At 47.1% G+C, this 22,148-nt stretch carries 22 protein-coding genes; 20 read left to right on the forward strand and 2 right to left on the reverse strand.

The window, feature by feature from the left end:
• Window positions 1-10 precede the first annotated feature (10 nt).
• Genes hemC through EDD70_RS05005 form a run of 17 tightly spaced genes read left to right on the forward strand, consistent with a single transcriptional unit; the run spans window position 11 to window position 16,338 of the window.
• Window positions 11-901 (forward strand): hydroxymethylbilane synthase, encoded by an 891-nt coding sequence (gene hemC / locus EDD70_RS04925; protein WP_092752419.1) that lies wholly within the window; start codon window positions 11-13, stop codon window positions 899-901.
• Window positions 898-2,397 (forward strand): uroporphyrinogen-III C-methyltransferase, encoded by a 1,500-nt coding sequence (gene cobA / locus EDD70_RS04930; RefSeq protein WP_092752417.1) that lies wholly within the window; start codon window positions 898-900, stop codon window positions 2,395-2,397. Before hemC ends, cobA begins: the two co-directional genes overlap by 4 nt.
• 15 nt (window positions 2,398-2,412) lie before the next feature.
• Window positions 2,413-3,396, forward strand: a complete 984-nt coding sequence (hemB, locus tag EDD70_RS04935) for a porphobilinogen synthase (RefSeq protein WP_092752415.1) — start codon at window positions 2,413-2,415, stop codon at window positions 3,394-3,396.
• A complete protein-coding gene (hemL, locus tag EDD70_RS04940; protein WP_092752413.1) occupies window positions 3,397-4,713 on the forward strand; it encodes a glutamate-1-semialdehyde 2,1-aminomutase in 1,317 nt (438 codons plus the stop codon).
• 22 nt (window positions 4,714-4,735) lie between these two features.
• On the forward strand, window positions 4,736-5,977 hold the full coding sequence (gene cbiE / locus EDD70_RS04945; protein ID WP_092752411.1) for a precorrin-6y C5,15-methyltransferase (decarboxylating) subunit CbiE: 1,242 nt from the start codon (window positions 4,736-4,738) through the stop codon (window positions 5,975-5,977).
• Window positions 5,967-7,361 carry a cobyrinic acid a,c-diamide synthase CobB gene (locus tag EDD70_RS04950; RefSeq protein WP_092752408.1) on the forward strand — a complete coding sequence of 465 codons (1,395 nt, stop codon included), beginning with the start codon at window positions 5,967-5,969 and terminating at the stop codon, window positions 7,359-7,361. Before cbiE ends, EDD70_RS04950 begins: the two co-directional genes overlap by 11 nt.
• Window positions 7,351-8,409, forward strand: a complete 1,059-nt coding sequence (gene cobT, locus EDD70_RS04955) for a nicotinate-nucleotide--dimethylbenzimidazole phosphoribosyltransferase (RefSeq protein WP_092752406.1) — start codon at window positions 7,351-7,353, stop codon at window positions 8,407-8,409. The genes EDD70_RS04950 and cobT overlap by 11 nt, the downstream gene beginning before the upstream one ends.
• A 14-nt stretch (window positions 8,410-8,423) precedes the next feature.
• Complete coding sequence (locus tag EDD70_RS04960) at window positions 8,424-8,963, forward strand: bifunctional adenosylcobinamide kinase/adenosylcobinamide-phosphate guanylyltransferase (RefSeq protein ID WP_092752404.1); 540 nt, start codon at window positions 8,424-8,426, stop codon at window positions 8,961-8,963.
• A complete protein-coding gene (locus EDD70_RS04965; protein WP_092752402.1) occupies window positions 8,960-9,730 on the forward strand; it encodes an adenosylcobinamide-GDP ribazoletransferase in 771 nt (256 codons plus the stop codon). Before EDD70_RS04960 ends, EDD70_RS04965 begins: the two co-directional genes overlap by 4 nt.
• Complete coding sequence (locus tag EDD70_RS04970; protein ID WP_092752400.1) at window positions 9,727-10,119, forward strand: bifunctional adenosylcobinamide kinase/adenosylcobinamide-phosphate guanylyltransferase; 393 nt, start codon at window positions 9,727-9,729, stop codon at window positions 10,117-10,119. Before EDD70_RS04965 ends, EDD70_RS04970 begins: the two co-directional genes overlap by 4 nt.
• Complete coding sequence (locus EDD70_RS04975; protein ID WP_162840811.1) at window positions 10,116-10,721, forward strand: histidine phosphatase family protein; 606 nt, start codon at window positions 10,116-10,118, stop codon at window positions 10,719-10,721. Before EDD70_RS04970 ends, EDD70_RS04975 begins: the two co-directional genes overlap by 4 nt.
• Window positions 10,722-11,690 carry an adenosylcobinamide-phosphate synthase CbiB gene (gene cbiB, locus EDD70_RS04980; RefSeq protein WP_092752396.1) on the forward strand — a complete coding sequence of 323 codons (969 nt, stop codon included), beginning with the start codon at window positions 10,722-10,724 and terminating at the stop codon, window positions 11,688-11,690.
• A gap of 16 nt (window positions 11,691-11,706) precedes the next feature.
• Window positions 11,707-12,771: a pyridoxal phosphate-dependent aminotransferase gene (locus tag EDD70_RS04985; RefSeq protein ID WP_092752394.1), complete on the forward strand. Its 1,065-nt coding sequence runs from the start codon at window positions 11,707-11,709 to the stop codon at window positions 12,769-12,771.
• Window positions 12,762-13,877, forward strand: a complete 1,116-nt coding sequence (locus tag EDD70_RS04990; RefSeq protein ID WP_092752392.1) for an alkaline phosphatase family protein — start codon at window positions 12,762-12,764, stop codon at window positions 13,875-13,877. The genes EDD70_RS04985 and EDD70_RS04990 overlap by 10 nt, the downstream gene beginning before the upstream one ends.
• A gap of 1 nt (window position 13,878) precedes the next feature.
• A complete protein-coding gene (locus EDD70_RS04995) occupies window positions 13,879-15,396 on the forward strand; it encodes a cobyric acid synthase (protein ID WP_092752390.1) in 1,518 nt (505 codons plus the stop codon).
• A gap of 33 nt (window positions 15,397-15,429) precedes the next feature.
• On the forward strand, window positions 15,430-16,062 hold the full coding sequence (locus EDD70_RS05000; protein ID WP_092752388.1) for a precorrin-8X methylmutase: 633 nt from the start codon (window positions 15,430-15,432) through the stop codon (window positions 16,060-16,062).
• Window positions 16,063-16,110: 48 nt separating this feature from the next.
• A complete protein-coding gene (locus tag EDD70_RS05005; RefSeq protein ID WP_092752386.1) occupies window positions 16,111-16,338 on the forward strand; it encodes a hypothetical protein in 228 nt (75 codons plus the stop codon).
• A gap of 60 nt (window positions 16,339-16,398) precedes the next feature.
• Here the strand turns inward: EDD70_RS05005 and EDD70_RS05010 are convergent, their stop codons facing one another.
• On the reverse strand, window positions 16,399-17,748 hold the full coding sequence (locus tag EDD70_RS05010; RefSeq protein ID WP_205408582.1) for an MATE family efflux transporter: 1,350 nt from the start codon (window positions 17,746-17,748) through the stop codon (window positions 16,399-16,401).
• A 174-nt stretch (window positions 17,749-17,922) separates the two neighbouring features.
• Between EDD70_RS05010 and EDD70_RS05015 the strand changes: the two genes are divergently transcribed.
• Window positions 17,923-18,963: a DNA adenine methylase gene (locus EDD70_RS05015; protein WP_092752384.1), complete on the forward strand. Its 1,041-nt coding sequence runs from the start codon at window positions 17,923-17,925 to the stop codon at window positions 18,961-18,963.
• A gap of 43 nt (window positions 18,964-19,006) precedes the next feature.
• On the opposite strand, the gene EDD70_RS05020 is transcribed toward EDD70_RS05015, so the two are convergent.
• Window positions 19,007-19,900, reverse strand: coding sequence for a radical SAM protein (locus EDD70_RS05020; protein WP_092752382.1), 894 nt, complete (start codon window positions 19,898-19,900; stop codon window positions 19,007-19,009).
• A gap of 153 nt (window positions 19,901-20,053) precedes the next feature.
• Here EDD70_RS05020 and ybaK point away from each other — a divergent pair, with 153 nt between their 5' ends.
• Both ybaK and EDD70_RS05030 read left to right on the forward strand, forming a co-directional pair.
• Window positions 20,054-20,530: a Cys-tRNA(Pro) deacylase gene (ybaK, locus tag EDD70_RS05025; protein ID WP_092752380.1), complete on the forward strand. Its 477-nt coding sequence runs from the start codon at window positions 20,054-20,056 to the stop codon at window positions 20,528-20,530.
• Window positions 20,531-20,549: 19 nt separating this feature from the next.
• On the forward strand, window positions 20,550-22,145 hold the full coding sequence (locus tag EDD70_RS05030; protein WP_092752378.1) for an N-acyl-D-amino-acid deacylase family protein: 1,596 nt from the start codon (window positions 20,550-20,552) through the stop codon (window positions 22,143-22,145).
• Window positions 22,146-22,148: the final 3 nt, after the last annotated feature.

Below are 22,148 nucleotides of genomic sequence, written 5' to 3' on the forward strand. Positions count from 1 at the left end.
AGGAGACCAAATGGAAAAACGAAAAATCATCGTCGGCAGCCGCGACAGCAGTTTGGCTGTGGCGCAAACGAAATTGGTGATGGATACCATTGCCGCCAATCACCCTGAACTTGAACTGGAGCTTGTCACGATGAAAACGACCGGTGACGTAATTTTAGACAAAAGCTTGGATAAAATCGGCGGTAAAGGGTTGTTTGTGAAAGAGCTTGACCGCGCACTGCGTGACCGCAAGGTAGATGTTACCGTCCACAGCCTAAAAGATATGCCTATGGACACCCCCGAAGATTTGCCTATTTTGGCTTTTTCCAAACGAGGTGACCCGAGCGATGCACTGATTTTACCGTATGGCACCAAGGTGTTCGATGATACCAAACCTATTGGGTGCGGCAGTGCACGCCGCAATCTTCAACTGAAAAAGCTGTACCCCAATGTACAAACCAAGCTGATTCGCGGCAACGTCGTTACCCGCCTTGCAAAGTTGGATGCGGGTGAATACTCTGCTTTGGTGCTTGCCTGTTCGGGGCTTCATCGCCTGGATTTGGGTTATCGCATCAGCCGTATTTTTACGTATGATGAAATGATACCCGCCGCAGGGCAAGGCATTTTGGCTATACAAGGCAGAGCGGGCGAAAACTACGATTTTTTAGAGTGTGTGAATGATAAACATGCAGAATATGCCGCCATTGCCGAACGTGCTTTTGTTCGCGAACTGGACGGCGGGTGCAGTTCCCCCATCGCGGCACATGCCGAGCTTGCCGACGATAAAATGAAACTCACCGGCCTTTATTACGATGAAGAAACAGGGCAGCACGTGATTGGTTTTGCTATAGGAAAAGCCGAAGACGGCGAACAGATGGGCGTTGACCTTGCAAACAGGCTGAAAGGGGAGATACCTCGATGAATGGTAAGGTTATCTTGGTAGGTGCAGGCCCCGGTGATGTGGAGCTGCTTACATTGAAAGGAAAAGCCTTGTTGCAGCAAGCGGATGTTGTAGTTTATGATAAACTGGTAGGGCAGGGCGTTTTGGCACTGATTCCGCCCACCGCCCGCCGTATTAATGTGGGTAAACGCGCAAACAATCACCCTGTACCGCAGCACCAAATCAACCAAATATTGTTGGATGAGGCGCTGGCAGGCAACCTTGTAGTGCGGCTGAAAGGCGGCGACCCATTTTTATTCGGGCGCGGCGGCGAAGAACTGGAGCTACTTGTAAAACATGGGATATCCTTCGAAATTGTTCCGGGGGTTACCTCTGCGCTTTCGGTTCCCGCCTATGCGGGCATACCCGTTACCCACCGCGATTTTACTTCATCTCTGCACATCATTACGGGGCACACCAAAAGTGCACCCGAGGCTGAAATTGATTATCCATCACTGGTTAAACTAAACGGTACTCTTGTTTTTTTAATGGGTGTTAGTGCGATGGAGAGCATTTGCAACGGTTTGCTTGCAGGCGGTATGCCACCCGATATGCCGGCGGCAGTACTGGAACGCGGCACCACGGCTCATCAGCGCAGAATCGTTTCTACAGTACAAAACCTTGTATGCGATGCGCAGGCGGCAAACGTTCAAACACCGGCTATTATTGTGGTAGGCAGGGTGTGTGCGCTTGCAGAGCAGTTTCATTGGGCGGAAGACCGCCCGCTTGGCGGGGTTCGTATCGTCGTTACCCGCCCGCGCGAATTATCGTCCAAACTCACTCAAAAATTACGTACCCTCGGTTCTGAGGTAGTTGAGCTGCCATCCATCCAAACTGCGGCAATCGAGAATAATACCGTTCTTCACTCCGCGCTGAACAACCTCAGCCGTTATGGCTGGATTACCTTTACCAGCCCCAGCGGCGTGCGCATCTTTTTTGAAGAACTGCGTAAAATGCGGCAGGATATCCGCAGCCTTGCGGGGCTTAAAATTGCTGCAATCGGTTCAGCAACTGCGCATGAACTGGAAGCTCGCGGGCTTTTTGTTGATTTAATACCCAACACCTATAACGCGGGGCACCTTGGTGCAGAATTGGGTGCAGTGGCAAAGGGTATGCGTGTACTGATTACCCGTGCACGCGTCGGTTCCCACGAACTTACCGCCGCCCTTGACGCGGCAGGCGTACCGTACGATGATGTTCCTTTATACGAAACACTTTATACTTGTGAAAACACAGATATGGTACGCACCCAAATGGAGAACGGCGAAATGGATTATGTCGCATTTACCAGCGCGTCTACAGTCAGGGGCTTTGTAGGTGCAATCGGCGATTTTGATTTTTCACAGGTCAATGCCATTTGCATCGGCGAACAAACTGCATCGGAGGCACTGAAGCATCATATGAAAACAGCGACAGCACAGGCGGCAACCATCGATAGCATGGTAGATTTGCTGGTCAACCTGCGCCGCCAAAAGTAAGGAGAATTACAAGAAATGGAACTTTTAAATAGACCTCGCAGACTTCGCAGCAATCAAACTATCCGTAATATGGTACGTGAAACACGCGTTTCAAAAAGCGCTCTTGTTTATCCGCTTTTTGTGCGGGAGGGCAGCAATATTATTGAGGACATCCCCTCGCTGGATGGACAGAAACGCTACAGCCCCGACCGCCTTTCGGGTATTCTTACCGAGCTTACCGAGGCAGGGGTAAACACGGTGCTGCTGTTCGGCATCCCCGAGCACAAAGACGAAATCGGCAGCGGCGCGTGGGACGAAAACGGTGCGGTTCAACAGGCAATACGTTCTATAAAGCAAAACTTCCCCCAGTTTTATGTGATTACCGATGTGTGTATGTGTGAATATACCAACCACGGTCACTGCGGCATATTATGCGGGCATCAGGTGGATAACGATAAAACCCTTGAGGTACTTGCAAAAACTGCACTGTCTCATGTAAAAGCAGGTGCAGATATGGTTGCACCTTCCGATATGATGGATGGCAGAATTCTTGCTATCCGCGATGTTTTGGATAAAAACGGCTATAGCGATATCCCCATTATGTCGTATGCCGTCAAATATTCCTCTGCGTTTTATGGCCCGTTTCGCGAGGCAGCAGGTTCTGCGCCGTCGTTTGGCGACCGTAAGGGTTATCAGATGGATTACCACAACCGCCGTGAGGGAATGAAAGAAGCGGCACTTGATGTAGAACAGGGTGCGGACATTATCATGGTAAAACCCGCGCTTTCTTACCTCGATGTGATCTGCGAGGTGGCGCAAAGCTTTGATGTACCCATGGCAGCTTATAGCGTCAGCGGAGAATACGCTATGATAAAAACTGCTGCAAAAGCAGGGCTTATCGACGAGGCGGCGATTGTATGCGAAACCGCAGTAAGCATCTTTCGTGCGGGCGCAGATATTCTTATCACCTATTTTGCTATTGATTTGGCTCACTATATTGATGAAGGGAGAATCGGCTAAATGGAACTGAAAAGAACCAGGCATGAAAAATCTCGTGCGTTGTTTTGTGAGGCTCAGCAGTATATTCCCGGTGGCGTAAACAGCCCCGTGCGTGCTTTTCAGTCGGTAGGGGGTACACCACGTTTTATGCAAAGTGCAAATGGTGCTCGCATCACCGATGCCGACGGCAGAACCTACCTTGATTACATCTGCTCTTGGGGGCCGATGGTTCTTGGGCATAATCACCCTGCGGTAAAAGCGGCAGTTTTGCAGGCTGTCGAAAACGGGCTTAGTTTTGGTGCCGCAACCGAGGCGGAGGTGATTATGGCTCGCCTTATCTGCGACCTTGTGCCGTCAATCGATATGGTGCGTATGGTCAACTCGGGCACCGAAGCGGTGATGAGCGCGATTCGCGCGGCACGCGGCTACACCCAAAAAGCAAAAATCATCAAGTTTGAAGGTTGCTACCACGGGCATTTTGATGCATTGCTTGTAAAAGCAGGCAGTGGCGTGATGACAGCAGGTGTGCCCGACAGTGCAGGTGTGCCCAAGGGTACGGCAGAAGATACTCTCACAGCTGTTTACAACGACATTGACAGTGTGCAAAAGCTGTTTGAAGACAATAAAGACAAAGTTGCCGCGGTCATTATCGAGCCTGTGGCGGCGAATATGGGCGTGGTTTTGCCAGAAGACGGTTTTTTAAAACAACTTAGAGAAATGTGTACAGCAAACAAAGCATTGCTCATTTTTGATGAGGTTATCACAGGCTTTCGTTTGGGGATTGACGGTGCGCAGGGTTGGTTTGGTGTGAAACCGGACCTTACCACGTTTGGCAAAATAATTGGCGGAGGTATGCCGGTAGGTGCGTACGGCGGCAGGCGCGATGTTATGCAGATGATTGCACCTGTTGGCAGTGTCTATCAGGCGGGTACGCTTTCGGGCAACCCTGTGGCGATGGCAGCCGGTATTACACAGCTTAAAATTCTGCGTGACAACCCCGAAATTTACCATCGCATCAACTCACTTGGCGACCGTTTTTATAATGAATTGCAAAAAATAGCACAACAAAACGGTTGTACAGTCAATCATATCGGTTCTCTGGGGTGCCTGTTCTTTACCGATAAGCCTGTTACAAATTACACATCGGCAAAGCAGGCTGATACCGCCCGTTTTGCCCGTTACTTTAAAAAGATGTTGGGAGACGGTGTATACCTTGCACCCTCGCAGTTCGAGGCGATGTTCCTATCTTATGCGCACACGGATGAGGATATTGATTTTACTTTACAATGTGCAAACAGCTTTTTTGAGCACGAAAATGAGAATGACCGATTAATATAAAATCTCCATACAGGAGGTACTTATGAACGAGAAAGAAAAGGCGAAGACGGCGAAAATTTACTTAGTGGGGATTGGCATGGGCAACCCCGCTACCCTCACCTCGCAAGCAGAACAAATTATTGCAAACAGCGATTGTCTCATTGGTGCACAGCGTATGCTCGATAGTTTTGGCGAAGTAAATGCCGCGCGCTTTTCTTCCTGCTCGGCAGAAGAAATAGTTGATTATCTTAAAGAGCACCCCGATTATTATAAAGTGTCGGTGCTTATGAGCGGTGATGTAGGCTTTTACAGCGGAGCAAAACGTCTCTGCGAGCTGCTTTGCCATTACGAGGTGGAGTGCATTGCGGGCATTAGCAGTGTACAGTACCTTTGTGCCAAAGCAAAAACCACTTGGGATGATGCAAAACTCATCAGTATGCACGGGAGAAAGCAAAACCTAGTTACGGCTGTTCGGCATCATGCAAAGGTGTTTGTACTTACGGGCGGTAAAAATCAAAGTGTATCCGAGCTATGTGCGCAGCTTTGTGCTGTAGGTTTGGGGGATGTGCAAGTTTGCGTGGGCGAGCGGTTATCTTACCAAGACGAAAAGATTACCTATGCTACAGCACATAAGTGTATGCAGCAGCAGTTTTCGCCGCTTGCCGCGATGCTTGTTTTTAACAGTCATCCTGTTTCGCCGCCTGTTACGCATGGTTTACCCGATGAATGCTTTTTACGCGGTGATGCACCCATGACCAAGTCGGAGGTGCGCACGGTGTCTATCTCCGCTCTCAACCTGCGCGGTGATAATACCGTTTGGGATGTGGGAGCGGGAACCGGTTCGGTTTGTGTAGAGATTGCGCGTATTTTGCCCGATGGCGTAGTGTACGCAATCGAAAAGAACCCTGCCGCGTTGGAGCTTCTTCACCAAAACAAGGCGAATTTTGGTGTGTACAACCTGCATATCGTAGCGGGTACGGCACCGGAGGCACTTGCAGACATGCCTGCACCCGATGCGCTGTTTATCGGCGGTTCTTCCGGCAGCCTTGCCGAGATTGTTGCGATTGCACTGCAAAAGAATCCGCACGTGCGCATCGTAGTTAATGCGATTACATTAGAAACGGTAGCCGCGGCAACCAATTGTTTTTGTCAATATCAACTTGTTAATACCAGTATTGTACAGCTTTCGGTTGCACGCGCTAAGGTGGTGGGCAGCCATCACATGATGATGGGGCAGAACCCTGTCTATGTATTAAGCGGAGGAGGGCATACCGATGAACGGTAATGTTCCGCGCATCATGTTTGCGGCGGCAAACAGCGGTGCGGGCAAAACAACGGTAACATGTGCTGTTTTGCAGGCGTTTGTCAACCACGGGCTAAAATTGGCATCGTTTAAATGCGGCCCCGATTATATCGACCCGATGTTTCATTCACAGGTAATCGGTGCCAAAAGCCGTAATTTGGATTTGTTTTTCTACAGTGAAAACACGGCAAATTATTTACTTGCAAAAAATGCTGCAGAATGCGACCTGTCGATTCTTGAAGGTGTCATGGGCTTTTACGATGGAGTGGGTGGCACTACGACGCAAGCCAGCAGTTACCATCTTGCAAAAGCAACCGCAACCCCTGTGGTACTGGTGCTCAACGTGCAGGGTATGTCACTTTCTGCGGCGGCGCAGGTGAAGGGTTTTCTATCTTTGCGCGATGACAATAACATAAAAGCTGTTGTGCTCAACCGCTGTAATTCGATGACCTACCCCATGCTCAAACAGGTGATTGAAGAGGAAACAGGTATCTCTGTGGCAGGCTATCTGCCCAACCTAAAAGATTGTTCACTCGAAAGCCGTCACCTTGGTTTGGTAACAGCGTCAGAAATACAAAACCTAAAGCAAAAGCTGCAAGAACTTGCCGCACAGGCAGAGCAGACGATTAATTTGGGCTTTTTATTGGAACTTGCTCAGACCGCACAAAAACCCACATTTACACCGCCCAAGCTGCCTGTACCTTTGCAAAACACACCGCCTTTGCGTGTTGCCGTAGCACGCGACAATGCTTTTTGCTTTTATTATGAAGATTCTCTCGACCTGCTGCGCGAACTAGGCGCTGAGCTGGTTGAGTTTAGCCCCATTGCCGACACAGCCTTGCCCTCAAAAATTGACGGTTTATTTTTAGGCGGTGGCTACCCCGAAATATATGCCGAGCAGCTTACAAGCAATAAAGCTATGCTGCAAAGTGTATATACTTCACTTCAGAAAGGGCTGCCTTGTATTGCCGAGTGTGGGGGGTTTATGTATTTGCATCAATCCATAGAGGGGGCAGACGGATTAGTTTACCCCATGGTCGGCATTATCGATGCGAAAAGTTTTAATACGCACAAGCTTTGCCGTTTTGGCTATGCAAACCTTACCGCACAGTGCGACAGTATGCTGCATAAAGCAGGGGAGGTTACGCCGGCACACGAGTTCCATTACTGGGACAGTACCGATAACGGGAACGGTGTTCTCGCACAAAAGCCCACAGGCAACCGTAGTTGGCAGTGTGTGCATGCGAACAGCAATTTATATGCGGGTTATCCTCACATGCATTTTTATTCCCAACCAAATCTCGCCTATCGTTTTTTAAAGCAATGCGATAATTACAGAAAGGTACGTGACCTTGATGACCTTTGAAGAAGCACTCTCTCAAATACAGCCTGCCGACCATACAGCGGCACAGCAGGCACAGCAGCGCTGGAATAGCATAGCCAAGCCTTTGCAGAGCCTAGGGTTGCTTGAAGATGCCGTCATTTCGCTTGCGGCTATGAAGCGCGGCAAAAACATAGAAATTGCAAAGCCTTGTGTAGTTGTAATGTGTGCCGACAATGGTGTGGTTGCCGAGGGCGTTACCCAAACATCGCAGGAGGTAACCGCTGTGGTTACCAAAAATTTTACTACGGGTGCCACCAGTGTGTGCAGTATGGCGCAAGTTGCGGGTGCAAAGGTTGTACCTGTTGATATTGGTGTTTCACGCGATGTGGATGCCGATGGGTTGATTGTAAAAAAGATAGCCTACGGCACAAGAAACATGGCGGTAGAGCCTGCCATGACACGCGAACAAGCAGTTGCAGCCATCGAGGTTGGTATTAATACCGTTATAGAGTTTGCACAGCAGGGGTACGACTTGTTTGCAACAGGAGAAATGGGTATTGGCAACACAACAACAAGCAGTGCCATTACTGCTGTATTGTTACATAAAAGCGTTAGTGAAGTCACCGGCCGCGGTGCAGGCCTTTCCGGCGAAGGATTAAAACGCAAAATAGCAGCGATTCGCCGTGCCATTACGGTAAACCACCCCAACCCCGATGATGTGCTTGATACCGTTTCAAAGGTTGGTGGATTTGATATTGCAGGGCTGATTGGGGTGTTCCTCGGCGGTGCGGTGATGCAGCTCCCCGTGCTCATCGACGGTTTTATATCTGCTGTGGCGGCATTGTGCGCGGTACGCCTTTGCCCCGATGCGCTAGGTTATATGCTCGCCTCGCATGTTTCTAACGAGCCCGCGGGCAAACTGCTGATGGAGGAACTGAATTTGCACCCGTTTCTCACCTGCCGTATGTGCCTTGGCGAGGGAACAGGCGCAGTTGCCGCTATGCCCATCCTCAGCATGGCATGCAGGGTTTACAATGATATGAGTACTTTTTCCGAAATCGAAATCGAGGATTATCAGCCTCTTGTTTAAAGGCGGTGAATTCTGTGCTTACACTGGTAACAGGCGGTTCTGCAAGCGGTAAAAGTGAATATGCCGAAGGGCTTGCTGCTACATGCAACGGCAAACGCTATTATATTGCCACCATGCAACCCATGGGTATAAACGATACAGAATTTGAGGCGCGCGTTGCACGTCACCGCAAAATGCGTGCTCAAAAAGGGTTTGAAACCATCGAATGCTATACCAATCTTGCCGGTGTTACGGTAGAGCAGGGTTCTACCGTGCTGCTCGAATGTTTGTCCAATCTTGCCGCCAACGAGTTTTACAGTGAAACAGGTGTAGGAATACAAGCAGAACAAGCCATACTTACAGGGGTACATCACCTTTGTGAGCAGGCAAACCACGTTATTATTGTTTCAAACGAGATATTCAGCGACGGTGTAAGCTACGATGAAAGCACGCAGCAATATTTGCAGCTGCTCGGCAGCCTTAACCGCGGCATCGCAGAGCTTGCACATCGTGTAGTGGAGGTTGTTTATACCATACCCGTTTACCATAAAAAAGAAGGGAGCGAAGGCAAATGAAGCTGTTGCAATCTTGTGTAATTGCCTTTGCCATGTATTCTAAAATCCCAATGCCGCGTGTTGACTGGAACAAACAGAACATGAAATATGCCATGTGCTTTTTTCCGTTGATTGGCGCGGTTTTGGGTGCATTGCTTTACCTGTGGGCAGTTTTGGCGGGTGCAATGCAAATTGGCGTTATTTTACGTGCTGCAGTTTGTACTTTGCTGCCTTTGCTTGTAACTGGCGGTATTCATCTGGATGGATTTTGCGATACAACAGATGCGTTGTCTTCGCACCAAAGTACCCAACGCAAGTTGGAAATTCTCAGCGACCCGCATATCGGTGCTTTTGGAGTAATGGGCTGTATCTCCTACTTGCTGCTCAGTTTTGCACTTTGGGCAGAGCTTGCCTTTACCTCAAAAAACTTGTCTGTGCTGGCAATTGGGTACGTTTTATCTCGTTCGCTCAGCGGGTTTTCGGTTGTCACCTTTCGCTGTGCAAAGGGCAGCGGTTTGGTTGCGGCATTTTCGGATGGTGCACAAAAAAAGAATGTACGTATTACAATGCTTGTATTTATCTTTTTTTGTATTGGTGCAATGCTTATCATTTCACCGATTATCGGCGGGGCAGTTGCTACCTCTGCATTACTTGTTTTTCTATACTACCGTTTGATGTCTTACCGCGTTTTTGGTGGCATTACGGGAGACCTCGCAGGGCACTTTTTATCTTTATGCGAGCTTGCAATGCTGGCAGCTGTGGTAGCGGTTAGGGGGATTTTGCAATGACGCTGATTATTGGCGGGGCGCACCAAGGCAAGCTGAATTATGCCCTTGCTCAAACAAATTTAACGAAAGCACAGGTTACTCAGGGCAGCACCTGTAGTGTTTCTGATGTGCAAAATATCGTCGTTCTCAACGGCTTGCATCGGGTAATAAAAAGGCTCATACAACAGGGAGATGACCCTCACGCTTATGTAGAAAGGCTGCTTGTGAACAACCCCGAGGTCATTATTATCACCGATGAAATCGGTTGCGGTGTGGTGCCGTTGGAGCGTTTTGAACGTGATTGGCGCGAAACTACAGGTAGAATATGCTGTAGCCTTGCGCAAAATGCACAGCGCGTAGAGCGTGTATTTTGTGGTATTGCCACTGTTCTGAAAGGGGAGAGCTTGTGAAAATTGCATTTATCCGCCATGGTAAAACAGAGGGTAACATTCAGCGCCGTTACATAGGCTCTACCGATATGCCTTTGTGCCAAATTGGTATAAAAGAAATACAAAAGCTATCGCAAAAAAAAAATTATCCCTCGGTACAGCATGTTTATGTCAGCCCGATGATGCGTTGCATGCAAACGGCTGATATTGCGTACCATGATACGCCTTATACGGTAATTGAAAATATACGTGAGCAGCATTACGGAGATTTCGAGTATAAAACATACGATGAGTTGCAGGATGTGCCCGCATTTCGTCGTTGGATTGATACTTCGGGTGCAAGTGATGCCCCAAACGGAGAACCGCAAATCGAGTTTTTTGCCAGATGCCGTACTGCGCTACTGCAAATTTTAGAGGATGCACAGAAACACCATTATGATGATATTGCCATTGTGGCGCATGGCGGTGTGCTGATGGCATTGCTGAGCATCTATGCCACACCGCAGCGTAATTTTTACGATTGGCATGCTGCAAACGGGTGCGGTTTTCTTTTTGATGCCGATAGCTGGCTCGAACAAAAAACGATTACCCTACTTTCTAAAATTGATTGCGAGGAACTGTAAATGGCTTTTTCTCTCGTTGCGTTTTGTCTTGGCTTTGTACTTGATCTTATTTTCGGTGACCCGCACTGGTTGCCACACCCCGTTCGCTTTATCGGTATTTTTATTGAAAAAACAGAAACATTTCTGCGCCGTCGCATTGACAAGGATGAAAGCTCACTGCGCCGAGGCGGTGTACTTACCGTTTTGATTGTACTTGCCATTTGTACTTTTGTGCCGTTTGGTATATTGGCAGCCGCAAATTGGATAAGCCCCTATCTACGCCTTGCTTTGGAGACACTGATGTGCTACCAGATTCTTGCAACGAAGTCCTTAAAAACCGAGAGTATGAAAGTATATGCCCAGCTAAAAAAAGGCAACCTTGCCGCAGCGCGCACGGCTGTTTCAATGATTGTAGGGCGCGATACCGCTGCCCTTACCGATATTCAGGTAGCGAAAGCGGCAGTAGAAACTGTTGCAGAAAACGCCTCGGACGGTGTTGTGGCGCCTATGCTTTTTTTGGCAATCGGGGGCGCTCCGTTGGGCTTTTTCTATAAAGGCGTTAACACAATGGATTCTATGCTTGGTTATAAAAATGAAAAATATCTGCATTTCGGGCGCTTTGCAGCGAAACTCGACGATGCAGTAAATTATATACCCGCGCGTTTATGCGCCTACTTTATGATTGTTTCGGCTTTTCTGTTGGGGCTCGATAGCAAAAATGCTGTCAAAATCTTTCGGCGCGACCGTTACAACCATGCCAGCCCAAACAGTGCTCAAACCGAGAGTGTGTGTGCGGGCGCACTGCGTATTCAGCTTGCGGGCGATGCTTATTATTTTGGTAAGCTTTATAAAAAACCTACTATTGGTGATGCTTTGCGCCCCGTAAATTACGATGACATCCCTGCTGCCAACCATTTGATGTATGGTGGGGCAGTGTTATGCTTCGCGGTTAGCGCAGCAATAAAATTTGCTGTTTTGTGCTTTATGTAAATAAGGAGGTTTTCTGATGGTTCAGTTAGTTCACGGCGGTGATATTTACTCTTATATAGAAAATCATCCCAATGGTGTGCTGGATTTTTCAGCGAATATCAACCCGCAGGGTTTACCGTGGGGTGTAAAAAAGGCAATCATCTCTGCACTTGAAAACAGTGCCAACTACCCCGATCCGCTCTGCCGCGAACTTACCGCCGCCATTGCTCAAAGCGAAAACCTGCCGCCCGCGTACATCCTCTGCGGCAACGGCGCTTCCGACTTGATTTACCGCCTTGTGTATGCGGTTCGCCCACAAAAAGCGTTGGTTACAGCCCCTGCTTTTGAAGAATACGAGCAGGCACTTACCGCCGCGGGGTGCGAGGTAAAGCACCATTTGCTGCAAGAGAATGAGGAATTTTTACTTACCCAACGTATTTTGGACGACCTCACAGATGATGTGGATATTTTGTTTTTATGTAACCCCAACAACCCAACCGGTCAGCCAATCAGCCAAACTTTGCTCAAAAAAATATTACAGTATTGCCGTCAGCATAAAATTTTACTTGCACTGGACGAGTGCTTTTGCGATTTTTTGGATGACCCCGATGAGTATACCATGAGCGAGTTCTTGTCTGGTTACGATAATCTGTTTTTATTGCGTGCATTTACCAAAATGTATGCCATGGCAGGTTTGAGGCTTGGGTACTGCCTGTGCAGCAACCATGCACTGCTAGATAAAATGTATCTCTGCGGTTCACCTTGGGGTGTATCCAACATTGCGCAGGCTGCGGGTGTGCAGGCGTTACGCGAAAAAGAGTATATAACCCGAACCAAAACAATCATTTCGCAAGAGCGTGCCTACCTCAGAGCCGAGTTGTGCCGTCTTGGATGTAAAGTTTATGGCTCGCATGCAAACTTTATATTTTTTCGCCCGCATATCAGCAACTTATCTAGCAAGCTGGAGGCAAAAGGTATACTGATTCGCAATTGCGGCAATTACAAGGGGCTTACAGGTGAGTTTTGCCGCATTGCCGTAAAATCGCACAACGATAACATCAAGCTGATTTGTGCAATGGAGGAATTTGCCTTATGCCCATGATGATGCTGATTTTAGACGGGCTTACCGACGACCCTGTAGACTTTTTAGGCGGTAAAACCCCATTCCAAGCGGCTGATTGTAAGCATTTACTGCATATGAAGCAATATGGTGCATACGGCAAGTTTTTAACCGTACCGCAGGGTTTTGAGGTGGACAGCCTCACTTGTATTGCAACCTTGCTGGGCGTGCCTTCGCAAACACTCCCCACAGGTAGGGCATACCTCGAGGCAGTTTCTGCGGGGATTGCATTGACAGAAGAGGATGCTGTGTGCCGTTGCAACTTAGTTTCGGTTGATGCGCACGGCATACTGCAAAGCTCTTGTGCAGCCGACCTTTCGGATATGCAAAAGAACCAACTTTATAAAAGAGTAACTCACGAAAACTTCAAGTTTTACCCTATAGGCGGGTACAAAAATTTGCTCGTGCTTAAAAACAGCGCGGGCCGAATAAACAAAATTTGTACCTATCCTCCTCATCAGCACCTCGGCGAGCCAATTAGCAAGCTGCTGCCCCAGGGCAATGCACTTGCCCAACGTTTAAGCGAATTTGCCTTGCAAAACTGCTGGAAAGATGAAAATAGCGCCCATACGCATATGTTGCTGCCGTGGGATGTGACTGTGAAACAAAATTTGCCGAGTTTTGCCGAGCTGCATAATTTATCGGGGGCAGCCGTATGTGCTACTGAAATTGTACGTGGCATTGCCCTTGCAATGGGGCTTACAGTGGTTACACCGCAAGGTGCTACAGCCGATGCAGATACCGACCTAACTGCCAAAGTGCGCACAGCGCTTACACTCGTGCATAAATATGACTTTATAATGGTGCATGTCAACGGTACCGACGAACTTTCTCATCGGTGCGACGCAGCAGGCAAAGCGGCATTTCTTCAGCGCATTGATGCAGAACTTGTTGCACCGCTTATTGAGCAGGCACCGCAAGACACAACATTTTTGGTATGCTCAGACCACTCTACTATTTCTGCTACAGGCAGGCACCGTGCCGACCCGCAGCCGTTTATTCTATATAATAATTCCAAACAACAGCACGGAAATCTTGGCACACGCAACGCTTTACAGGCGATTTCACTCCTGAAAGGATTGATTTAGAATGGCAAAGGCAATTATGGTACAAGGGACAACCTCCAATGCAGGAAAAAGCCTGCTTACCGCAGCGCTCTGCCGTATTTTTAAGCAGGATGGTTATACCGTTGCCCCGTTTAAATCGCAAAACATGGCACTCAATTCGTTTATCACATCAGATGGATTGGAGATGGGTAGGGCACAGGTAATGCAGGCAGAAGCGGCAGGTATCGAGCCTGACGTGCGAATGAACCCCATCTTGCTCAAACCTACCAACGACGTAGGTTCACAGGTGATTGTAAATGGCGAAGTATGGGGCAATATGAGTGCCGCACAATATTATAAGCAGAAATGTGAGCTTATCCCGCACATTATGAAGGCGTACAGCGAGCTTGCTGCAGAGTACGATATCATCGTGTTGGAGGGCGCCGGCAGCCCGGCTGAAATCAACCTAAAAGAAAATGACATTGTCAACATGGGCATGGCAAAGCTTGCAAAAGCCCCCGTATTGCTGTGCGGAGATATTGACCGCGGAGGCGTATTTGCAGCGTTGGCAGGTACCTTGATGCTACTGGACGACGACGAGCGCGACATGGTCAAAGGTACAATTATAAACAAATTTCGCGGCGATAAAGAGATTCTTCGTCCGGGGCTTAGCATGCTTGAAGACATCACCCATGTGCCTGTTTTGGGAGTAGTGCCTTATCTGCATATTGATATTGATGACGAAGACAGCCTTTCCGACCGGTTTAAACGCAGCAACGCCGCAGGTGATATCGAAATTGCCGTTATCCGTTTGCCGCGAATTTCCAATGCTACCGATTTTAACGCGTTGGAATATGTTCCCGGTGTATCTCTGCGGTATGTAAACACGGTTGCACAGTTGGGTAAGCCCGATTTAATCATACTGCCCGGTACAAAGAACACAATGGAGGATTTGCTCTGGCTGCGTCAAAGCGGATTGGAATCCGAAATCAAGAAGCATGCGGCGCATGGAGGTGCGGTGTTTGGCATCTGCGGCGGCTACCAGATGCTCGGTAAAGAACTGCACGACCCGCACAACGTGGAACATGGCGGAAGTATGGCAGGTATCGGTTTGCTGCCTGTCACCACGGTATTCGAACTGCAAAAGGCACGCACACGTGCTTGCGGTACAGTAAACTGCGTGGGCGGTGTACTAAGTGAGCTTTCCGATGCGCCGTTTGAAGGCTACGAAATCCACATGGGCAGAACCGCACCGTGTGAGGGAGAATCTTGTGCATTCTTGAATACAGTTACCGAAGTGGGCGGACGTGCTGTAACACTTAACGATGGTGCGGTCAACGGCAATGTCTACGGCAGTTATATGCATGGCTTTTTTGATAGGGAAGAGGTTGCAAAAGCGGTTGTAACGTCACTTTATAAAGCAAAGGGGCTTGATTACAGCAAGGTAACTGCGGTTGACCTTACCGGTTATAAGCAAAAACAATATGATTTGCTTGCCGACAGCGTACGAGAAGCTTTTGACATGAAACAGATTTACAAGATTTTAGAGCACGGCGTATAACCCTAAATACGAAAAAGAGAAAGGTTGGAGCCTATGAAAGTACAATTGCAAAAGGTGCTGCCTGCTGAAATAGAGCGCAGAAGTTTTGAGATAATCGGTGAGGAGCTTGGCAACATTCGCCTAGACCCCGTAAACGAGCCTGTTATCAAACGCGTAATCCATACTACAGCCGATTTTGACTATGCGCGTACACTTTGCTTTTCTGAAAAAGCGGTTGAAAAGGGCATTGCCGCAATCAAGGCGGGTGCTTGCATTGTAACCGATACCCAAATGGCGCGTTCGGGCATCAACAAAAGTACACTGGCAGCTTTCGGCGGTGAAGCTTTTTGTTTTATGTCGGACGAAGATATCGCACAAACTGCAAAACAAAACGGAACCACCCGTGCCACCGCGAGTATGGATAAAGCAGTAACGTTAAAAAAGCCGGTTATCTTTGCCATCGGTAATGCACCAACCGCACTGGTTCGTTTGTATGAGTTGATACAAGACGGAATCATCACGCCGGAACTGATTATTGGTGTACCGGTAGGATTTGTAAACGTAGTGGAATCGAAAGAACTGATTATGCAGACGAAGATACCTTATATTGTTGCAAAAGGGCGCAAGGGAGGCAGCAACGTGGCAGCGGCTATCTGCAACGCTCTGCTTTATAAGGCAAAAGAGTAACCACAAAAGATTATGGTGGATAATTTAACATAGAAGGAAATGACCGCAATGAAAAAAACTATAATCGGTGGCGTTCTTGCAATTATTGGCACATTAGGTCATTTGGCAGTAATCATTATTGCGGCAAAAAATATGGCTTCGGAGTGGAGTACACCGCCTGGGCGGTTATTATCAACCGTATGTGAACTTGGCATGCTTGGGATACTATTTATTTTCTTTGCCATTTTAATAACTGGGCTGGTAGTGTTAGGGATTGAGTATTTTAAAAAAGGATAAACTTCAAACAATAAAAAATAAGGTCATCATCTACAGTGGATGATGACCTTAAAACTTTTCTTATCGGGTAACAGAGCGAATCCAGTTGGTGCCGCGCAGCCGCAGCAGACAAAACATTGTTTTTAGCGGATAATCCATCTTTAAACATGCAAATACAATGAGCGGCGGCAGATGAAATACAAATGCTGCAACAGCACCGATTGGTATTACACACCACAGGCAGCCTATATCCACAAGCGCCGCAAATCTTGTATCTCCCGAGCCGCGAAAAATTCCGGTAATGAGGGGACAAGTATAAGCCATAAAGAAAATGGCAAACGCGTAAGCTACCATTAACTGGTTCGCAAAATCAAGCGTTTGGGGCTCGATATTATAGATGGATAGTACAGGCTTTTTCAATAGAATGAGAAGAAGTGCCGACGCAACCCCAAGAAAAAAGTAAAGCTTTTTAAACTTTTTTACACAGCTTTGCAGATAGGGAATATCGCCTGAGCCGATGATGTTCCCGGTAATCACTGCTGTTGCACTGCCTACACCAAATATAAACGAGGTTGCAAGTTGATACACTACGTTACAGATACTGTTTGCGGCAACAACCGATGCACTGATATGCCCAAGAATCACCGAATGTACCGAAACACCTACCGCCCATAAAAATTCGTTAATCATAACCGGCATACCATAGCGGATAAGATCCTGCATCAAATCTTTATCGAATGATAGCAAAGTACGCAGTTTATATTGAATTTTCTTCTCAAAAAATTTGAGATAAAACACAAGCACAATGCACTCGGTTACACGTGCAATTACCGTGCCCACCGCTGCCCCGGTAACACCCATTACGGGTGCACCAAACTTACCGAAGATGAATATGTAGTTAAAGAATACATTCACACAGAACGAAATCGAATAAATCAGAACCGAGATTTTTACCGTTTCCACACTGCGCAGTATCATTAAAAATGTTGCGCTTATGCCGCCCGTCGTGTATGAAAACGCTACTACGCGCAAGTAACGTGCTCCTGCCTCAATTACCTCGCGGTCAGGCGAAAATATGCTCATAATCTGTGTAGGGAACGCTACCACTATGATTGTGAACAGCACTGAAAAACCAATGATGATTTTAACTGCAAGTCCCGTAATTTTTTGTATTGCAACGGAATCGCGCTTGCCCCAGTATTGGCTTGCCAAAACAATTGCACCGCTTGCTACACCAAAACATACTACATTAAAAATAAAAAACATCTGGTTTGCAAGCGAAGATGCAGAAAGCGCGATCTCTCCCAATTTACCCAGCATAACTGTATCCATCAGATTTACACTGAACGAAATGATATTCTGCAAGGCAATCGGCATTGCAATTGTATAAATTGCAGTATAAAATTTTTTATCAATAACAGCAGCTGCCATATAATTGACACTCCTTTTCGGACAAATAATAAGGTACTTGTGTTTTAAAAAAGCACAACAGCCACTAATTATAACATTGAATAGCGGGCTTTTCAATAGAGGCTGTCTTTTTAATATGCTTTGATGTATAATAGATTTATATGACTAAAAAACAACACAGTACAAGGAGTTTTTATGAACTATATTGGCTCCAAGCTTTCTTTAATAGATTTTTTAAAAGATACCATTCAAGATACTTTAATATCAAACGGCGACAAGCGCTTGCCTAGGCAGCTTTATTTTGCAGATTTGTTTGCGGGTACAGGCACAGTGAGTGCAGCCGCCAAAGAACTGGGATGTAATGTTACTGCAAACGATTTAATGTATTACAGCTATGTACTGTGCCGCCATCTTGTGGCGGGGGGCAACAACTTAACAGAAAAACGTGCTGCCGAACTTTGCAGTCTGCTCAGTTCTGCCGAATGCACCGAGGGCTTTATCTATAAAAACTACTCTCTTGGCGGTACTCAGGACAGCAGTACGCCTCGCTGCTATTTTTCTGATTACAATGCAGCAAAGTGTGACGGCATGCGCGTTGCACTCGAACGATTGAGACAGCAAAAAGAGATAACCGAAGACGAATATTTCTTTTTGCTTGCAAGTTTACTTACATCCATTGATAAATATGCAAATACCGCATCCGTTTACGGTTCATTTTTAAAAAAGATAAAGAAGACCGCTCTGCGTAAAGTTGTGCTTACCCCCATGCCTATTGTAAAGGGTAATGGTAATTATCTGGTGCACAATTGCGATGCAAACGAGCTTATAACAAAGCTGTCTGGCGATGTCTTATATCTCGATCCCCCTTACAACGCGCGCCAATACAGTTCAAATTACCACATGCTCGAAACCATCGCACGGGGCGATAGTCCCATTATCCGCGGTAAAACAGGAGTTCGAACCGACCAGAAAAAAAGCCGTTTTTGCTCATCACGCCATGTATTGATGGAATTTGAACGGTTAATTGCGAATGCTGATTTTCGTTACATATTTTTAAGTTACAACAACGAAGGGCTCATGCCGCTTGATCAAATTAAAGCAATCATGAGCCTCTACGGCAGTTACAGTGTTCGTACAAAGAGTTATCGGCGCTTTAAAGCGGATAGTGATGAAAACCGCAGGCACAAAAATAAGCTGACCACGGAGTATTTACATATACTTGTGAAAAACCCTTAACACCATTAAATAAAACCGGAGTGAACAATTGCACTCCGGTTTTTTATACGCCGCTCAAATCAAAATTGGGGATAAACTCGCAGCTTGCAGCCTCTTGTTCTTGCAAAAATCCGTCTTCTATCCCGCTGTAAAACAAATAGTCTTCTACGCGTTTGTATTCTTCCGGTGTAAGTACGCGGTTGATTTCAGGGTAGTCTGCCGCTTTGCCGCATGGTACATATTGGCACATGAGGCTGAACAGCACTTCACCATTTTTAAAATGGTCTGCAACCCAGTCAATCACACCCAGTGTGTTTTCAATATTGTTCGGTAAAATCATATGACGAATGACCACACCGCTTTGCAGTAAACCTTCATCGTTTATGCGGTAACTGCCAACCTGGCGGTACATTTCGTATATTGCGTCAGCAGCCGTTTCGTAATAACGGTCGGCTTTCGAGTATCGAACAGCACAGTCGTTATCTGAATATTTAAAATCAGGCAGATAAATCTGCACCTTTTCGTCGAGTTGTTTGAGGGCATTTGCGCTCTCATAACCACTGCTGTTGTAAACAACCGGCACAGGCAACGGCTCACAAAGGCTTTGTGAAACTGCCTCTATATAATGGGTAGGGCTTACCAAATTGATGTTATGCACACCTTTTTCAATCAACTCATAGTAAATTTCGCGCAGACGTGTTACGGTTATTTCTTTACCAAAGCCCTGTGTGCTTATTTTATAATTCTGGCAAAAGCAACACTTCAAGTTGCATCCGCTGAAAAATACCGTACCGCTGCCGCGCGTGCCACTGATACAAGGTTCCTCCCAATGGTGAATGCCCGCGCGCGCTACCACAGGCAACCGCCCCATACCGCAAACACCAAGCTGCCCGCTGCCGTTTTGCGTTTCGCGGCGCTCGATGTTGCAATGACGAGGGCAGATATTACAAACGCTCATAGCGATGTTTTCTCCATTCAGTTATATTTTAGGACGTACAAGCAGTTTTTAAACTTAAAAAGTTTATCATCAAATGGCTAAAATGTCAATAGCCCTGTATCTGGAACTTCTTGACTGTTGGTGCTATAATTATTTTATATTGGAGGTATGACCATGGCAGATTTCAAAACAAATGTAATGCGTATTTTAGATAAAGAAAAAATCCCATATACTCCCCACAGCTACGACCATAGCGATGGGTGTATCGATGGGATAAGTGTTGCAAAAAAAATGGGGCAAAACCCCGATGCCGTTTTTAAAACCCTGGTAACCAAGGGGACGGGCAGAGATTTTTATGTATTCGTCATTCCCGTTGCAAAAGAGCTAAACCTTAAAAAATGTGCCAAATCGGTTGGAGAAAAAGCAGTGGAAATGATTCACGTCAGTGATATCAACAAAATTACAGGCTATATTCGCGGGGGCTGTTCGCCCATTGGGATGAAAAAACAATATATGACAGTGTTCGATTCATCTGCGTTAACTCAGCAAAACATCATTGTAAGCGGGGGCAAAATCGGCTATCAGGTAGAACTCGCACCGCAGGCACTTGCCGCGTATGTTGGCGGCAGGTTTGATGATCTGACAGATTAAGATAACGGGGGTATGCTTTATGTTCGATATTTTAATACAGAACGGAACTGTGGTGGACGGCAGCGGCAGCCCCGCCTATTGTGCGGATGTTGCTGTAAAGGATGGTAAGATTGCGCAAATTGCACCGCATATTGTTGTGGATGCCCAAAAAATAATTGATGCCGCTGGCAGGCTGATTACGCCTGGTTTTATTGATATACACCGCCACGCCGATGTGAACCTCTTTACCTCGGAGTTTGGCGAACCTGAACTTCGTCAGGGGCTTACCACCATTATCAACGGCAACTGCGGGCTTTCTGTGGTGCCGTGCCCACCCGAACACCGCGATGAGATTTTTACTTTTTTGCAGCCGGTCATCGGCGAGGTTGACTCTTCGTTAAAATTTACAAATTTTGAAGAATATATTGCTTTGGTGCAAAAACAGCCGCTGCCGCTGAACGTAGGTATGCTCATTGGCAACGGAACGGTACGAGCCTCGGTAAAGGGTTACGAAACGGGCAGGCTCACCCCAACCGAGCTTGCACAGGCACACCACTATTTGCACAGTTCGCTTGCAGCGGGTGCACTGGGTGTTACCCTTGGCATCGTATATGCACCCGAAAACTGCTATGATATCGACGGTTTTGTTGAGGTTTTACAGCCAATGCGCGATTTTCAAGTTCCGCTTGTCACCCACATCCGCGGCGAGGGCGATACGTTTCATCAATCTTTGCATGAGGTTATTGAAATTGCCCGCAGGCTCGGTGTTCCGCTACACATCAGCCACCTTAAATGCATTGGCAGCCGCAATTGGGGGCATGGGGTAACCAAAGCGCTTGAAATACTAGATAATGCCCGCCAAAGCGGTATGGATATTACCTGCGATGCCTATCCCTACACTGCGGGCTCCACACAGCTTATTCAAATTCTTCCTCCGCAGTTTCTCGAGGGCGGCTCAGCGGGGATTGTAAAAGCACTCAGTAACCCCGAAAAGCGGCGTGAACTTACTGAGATACTCAAAAAACCATCCGATTACTTTGAAAATCTGGTTAATATGGTTGGCTGGGGTAATATTGTTATGAGCACGCTTACACAGCCGGAAAATCAAAAGTATATTGGCAAATCGGTAGAGCAGATTGCGGCAGAGCAGGGGAAAGACCCTTATGACTGCGCTTACGATATGCTGATATCAGAGCAATGTAAAATTTCTATGGTGGATTATATCACGTCAGAAGATGATATTAAAACCATACTGGGCTATCCATATACTTCGGTTATATCGGATTCTGTGTATCCCACAGGCGGTGTACCTCATCCAAGACTGTATGCAGCGTTCCCCAAAGTGCTGATTGAATATGTGCGTGAGTCGCCTGTGCTTACCATCGAACAGGCAATTCATAAAATGACGGCACTGCCCGCAAGCGTCTACCATCTCAAAGGCAAAGGGATTCTGCGCGAGGGCTGCGATGCCGACATCAACGTATTTGCTCTCAAAAATCTATCCACCGATGCAACCTACCAAGAACCGCGCAGGTTTGCAAAAGGTTTTGACTTTATTTTGGTGGGCGGTAAAATCGCTGTAGATCACGATGTGCTAACCCACATTCCCGCAGGCAAAACACTTTTCAGAATATAAAAC

Source organism: Hydrogenoanaerobacterium saccharovorans, assembly GCF_003814745.1.
Taxonomy (GTDB): Bacteria; Bacillota; Clostridia; order Oscillospirales; family Ruminococcaceae; genus Hydrogenoanaerobacterium; species Hydrogenoanaerobacterium saccharovorans.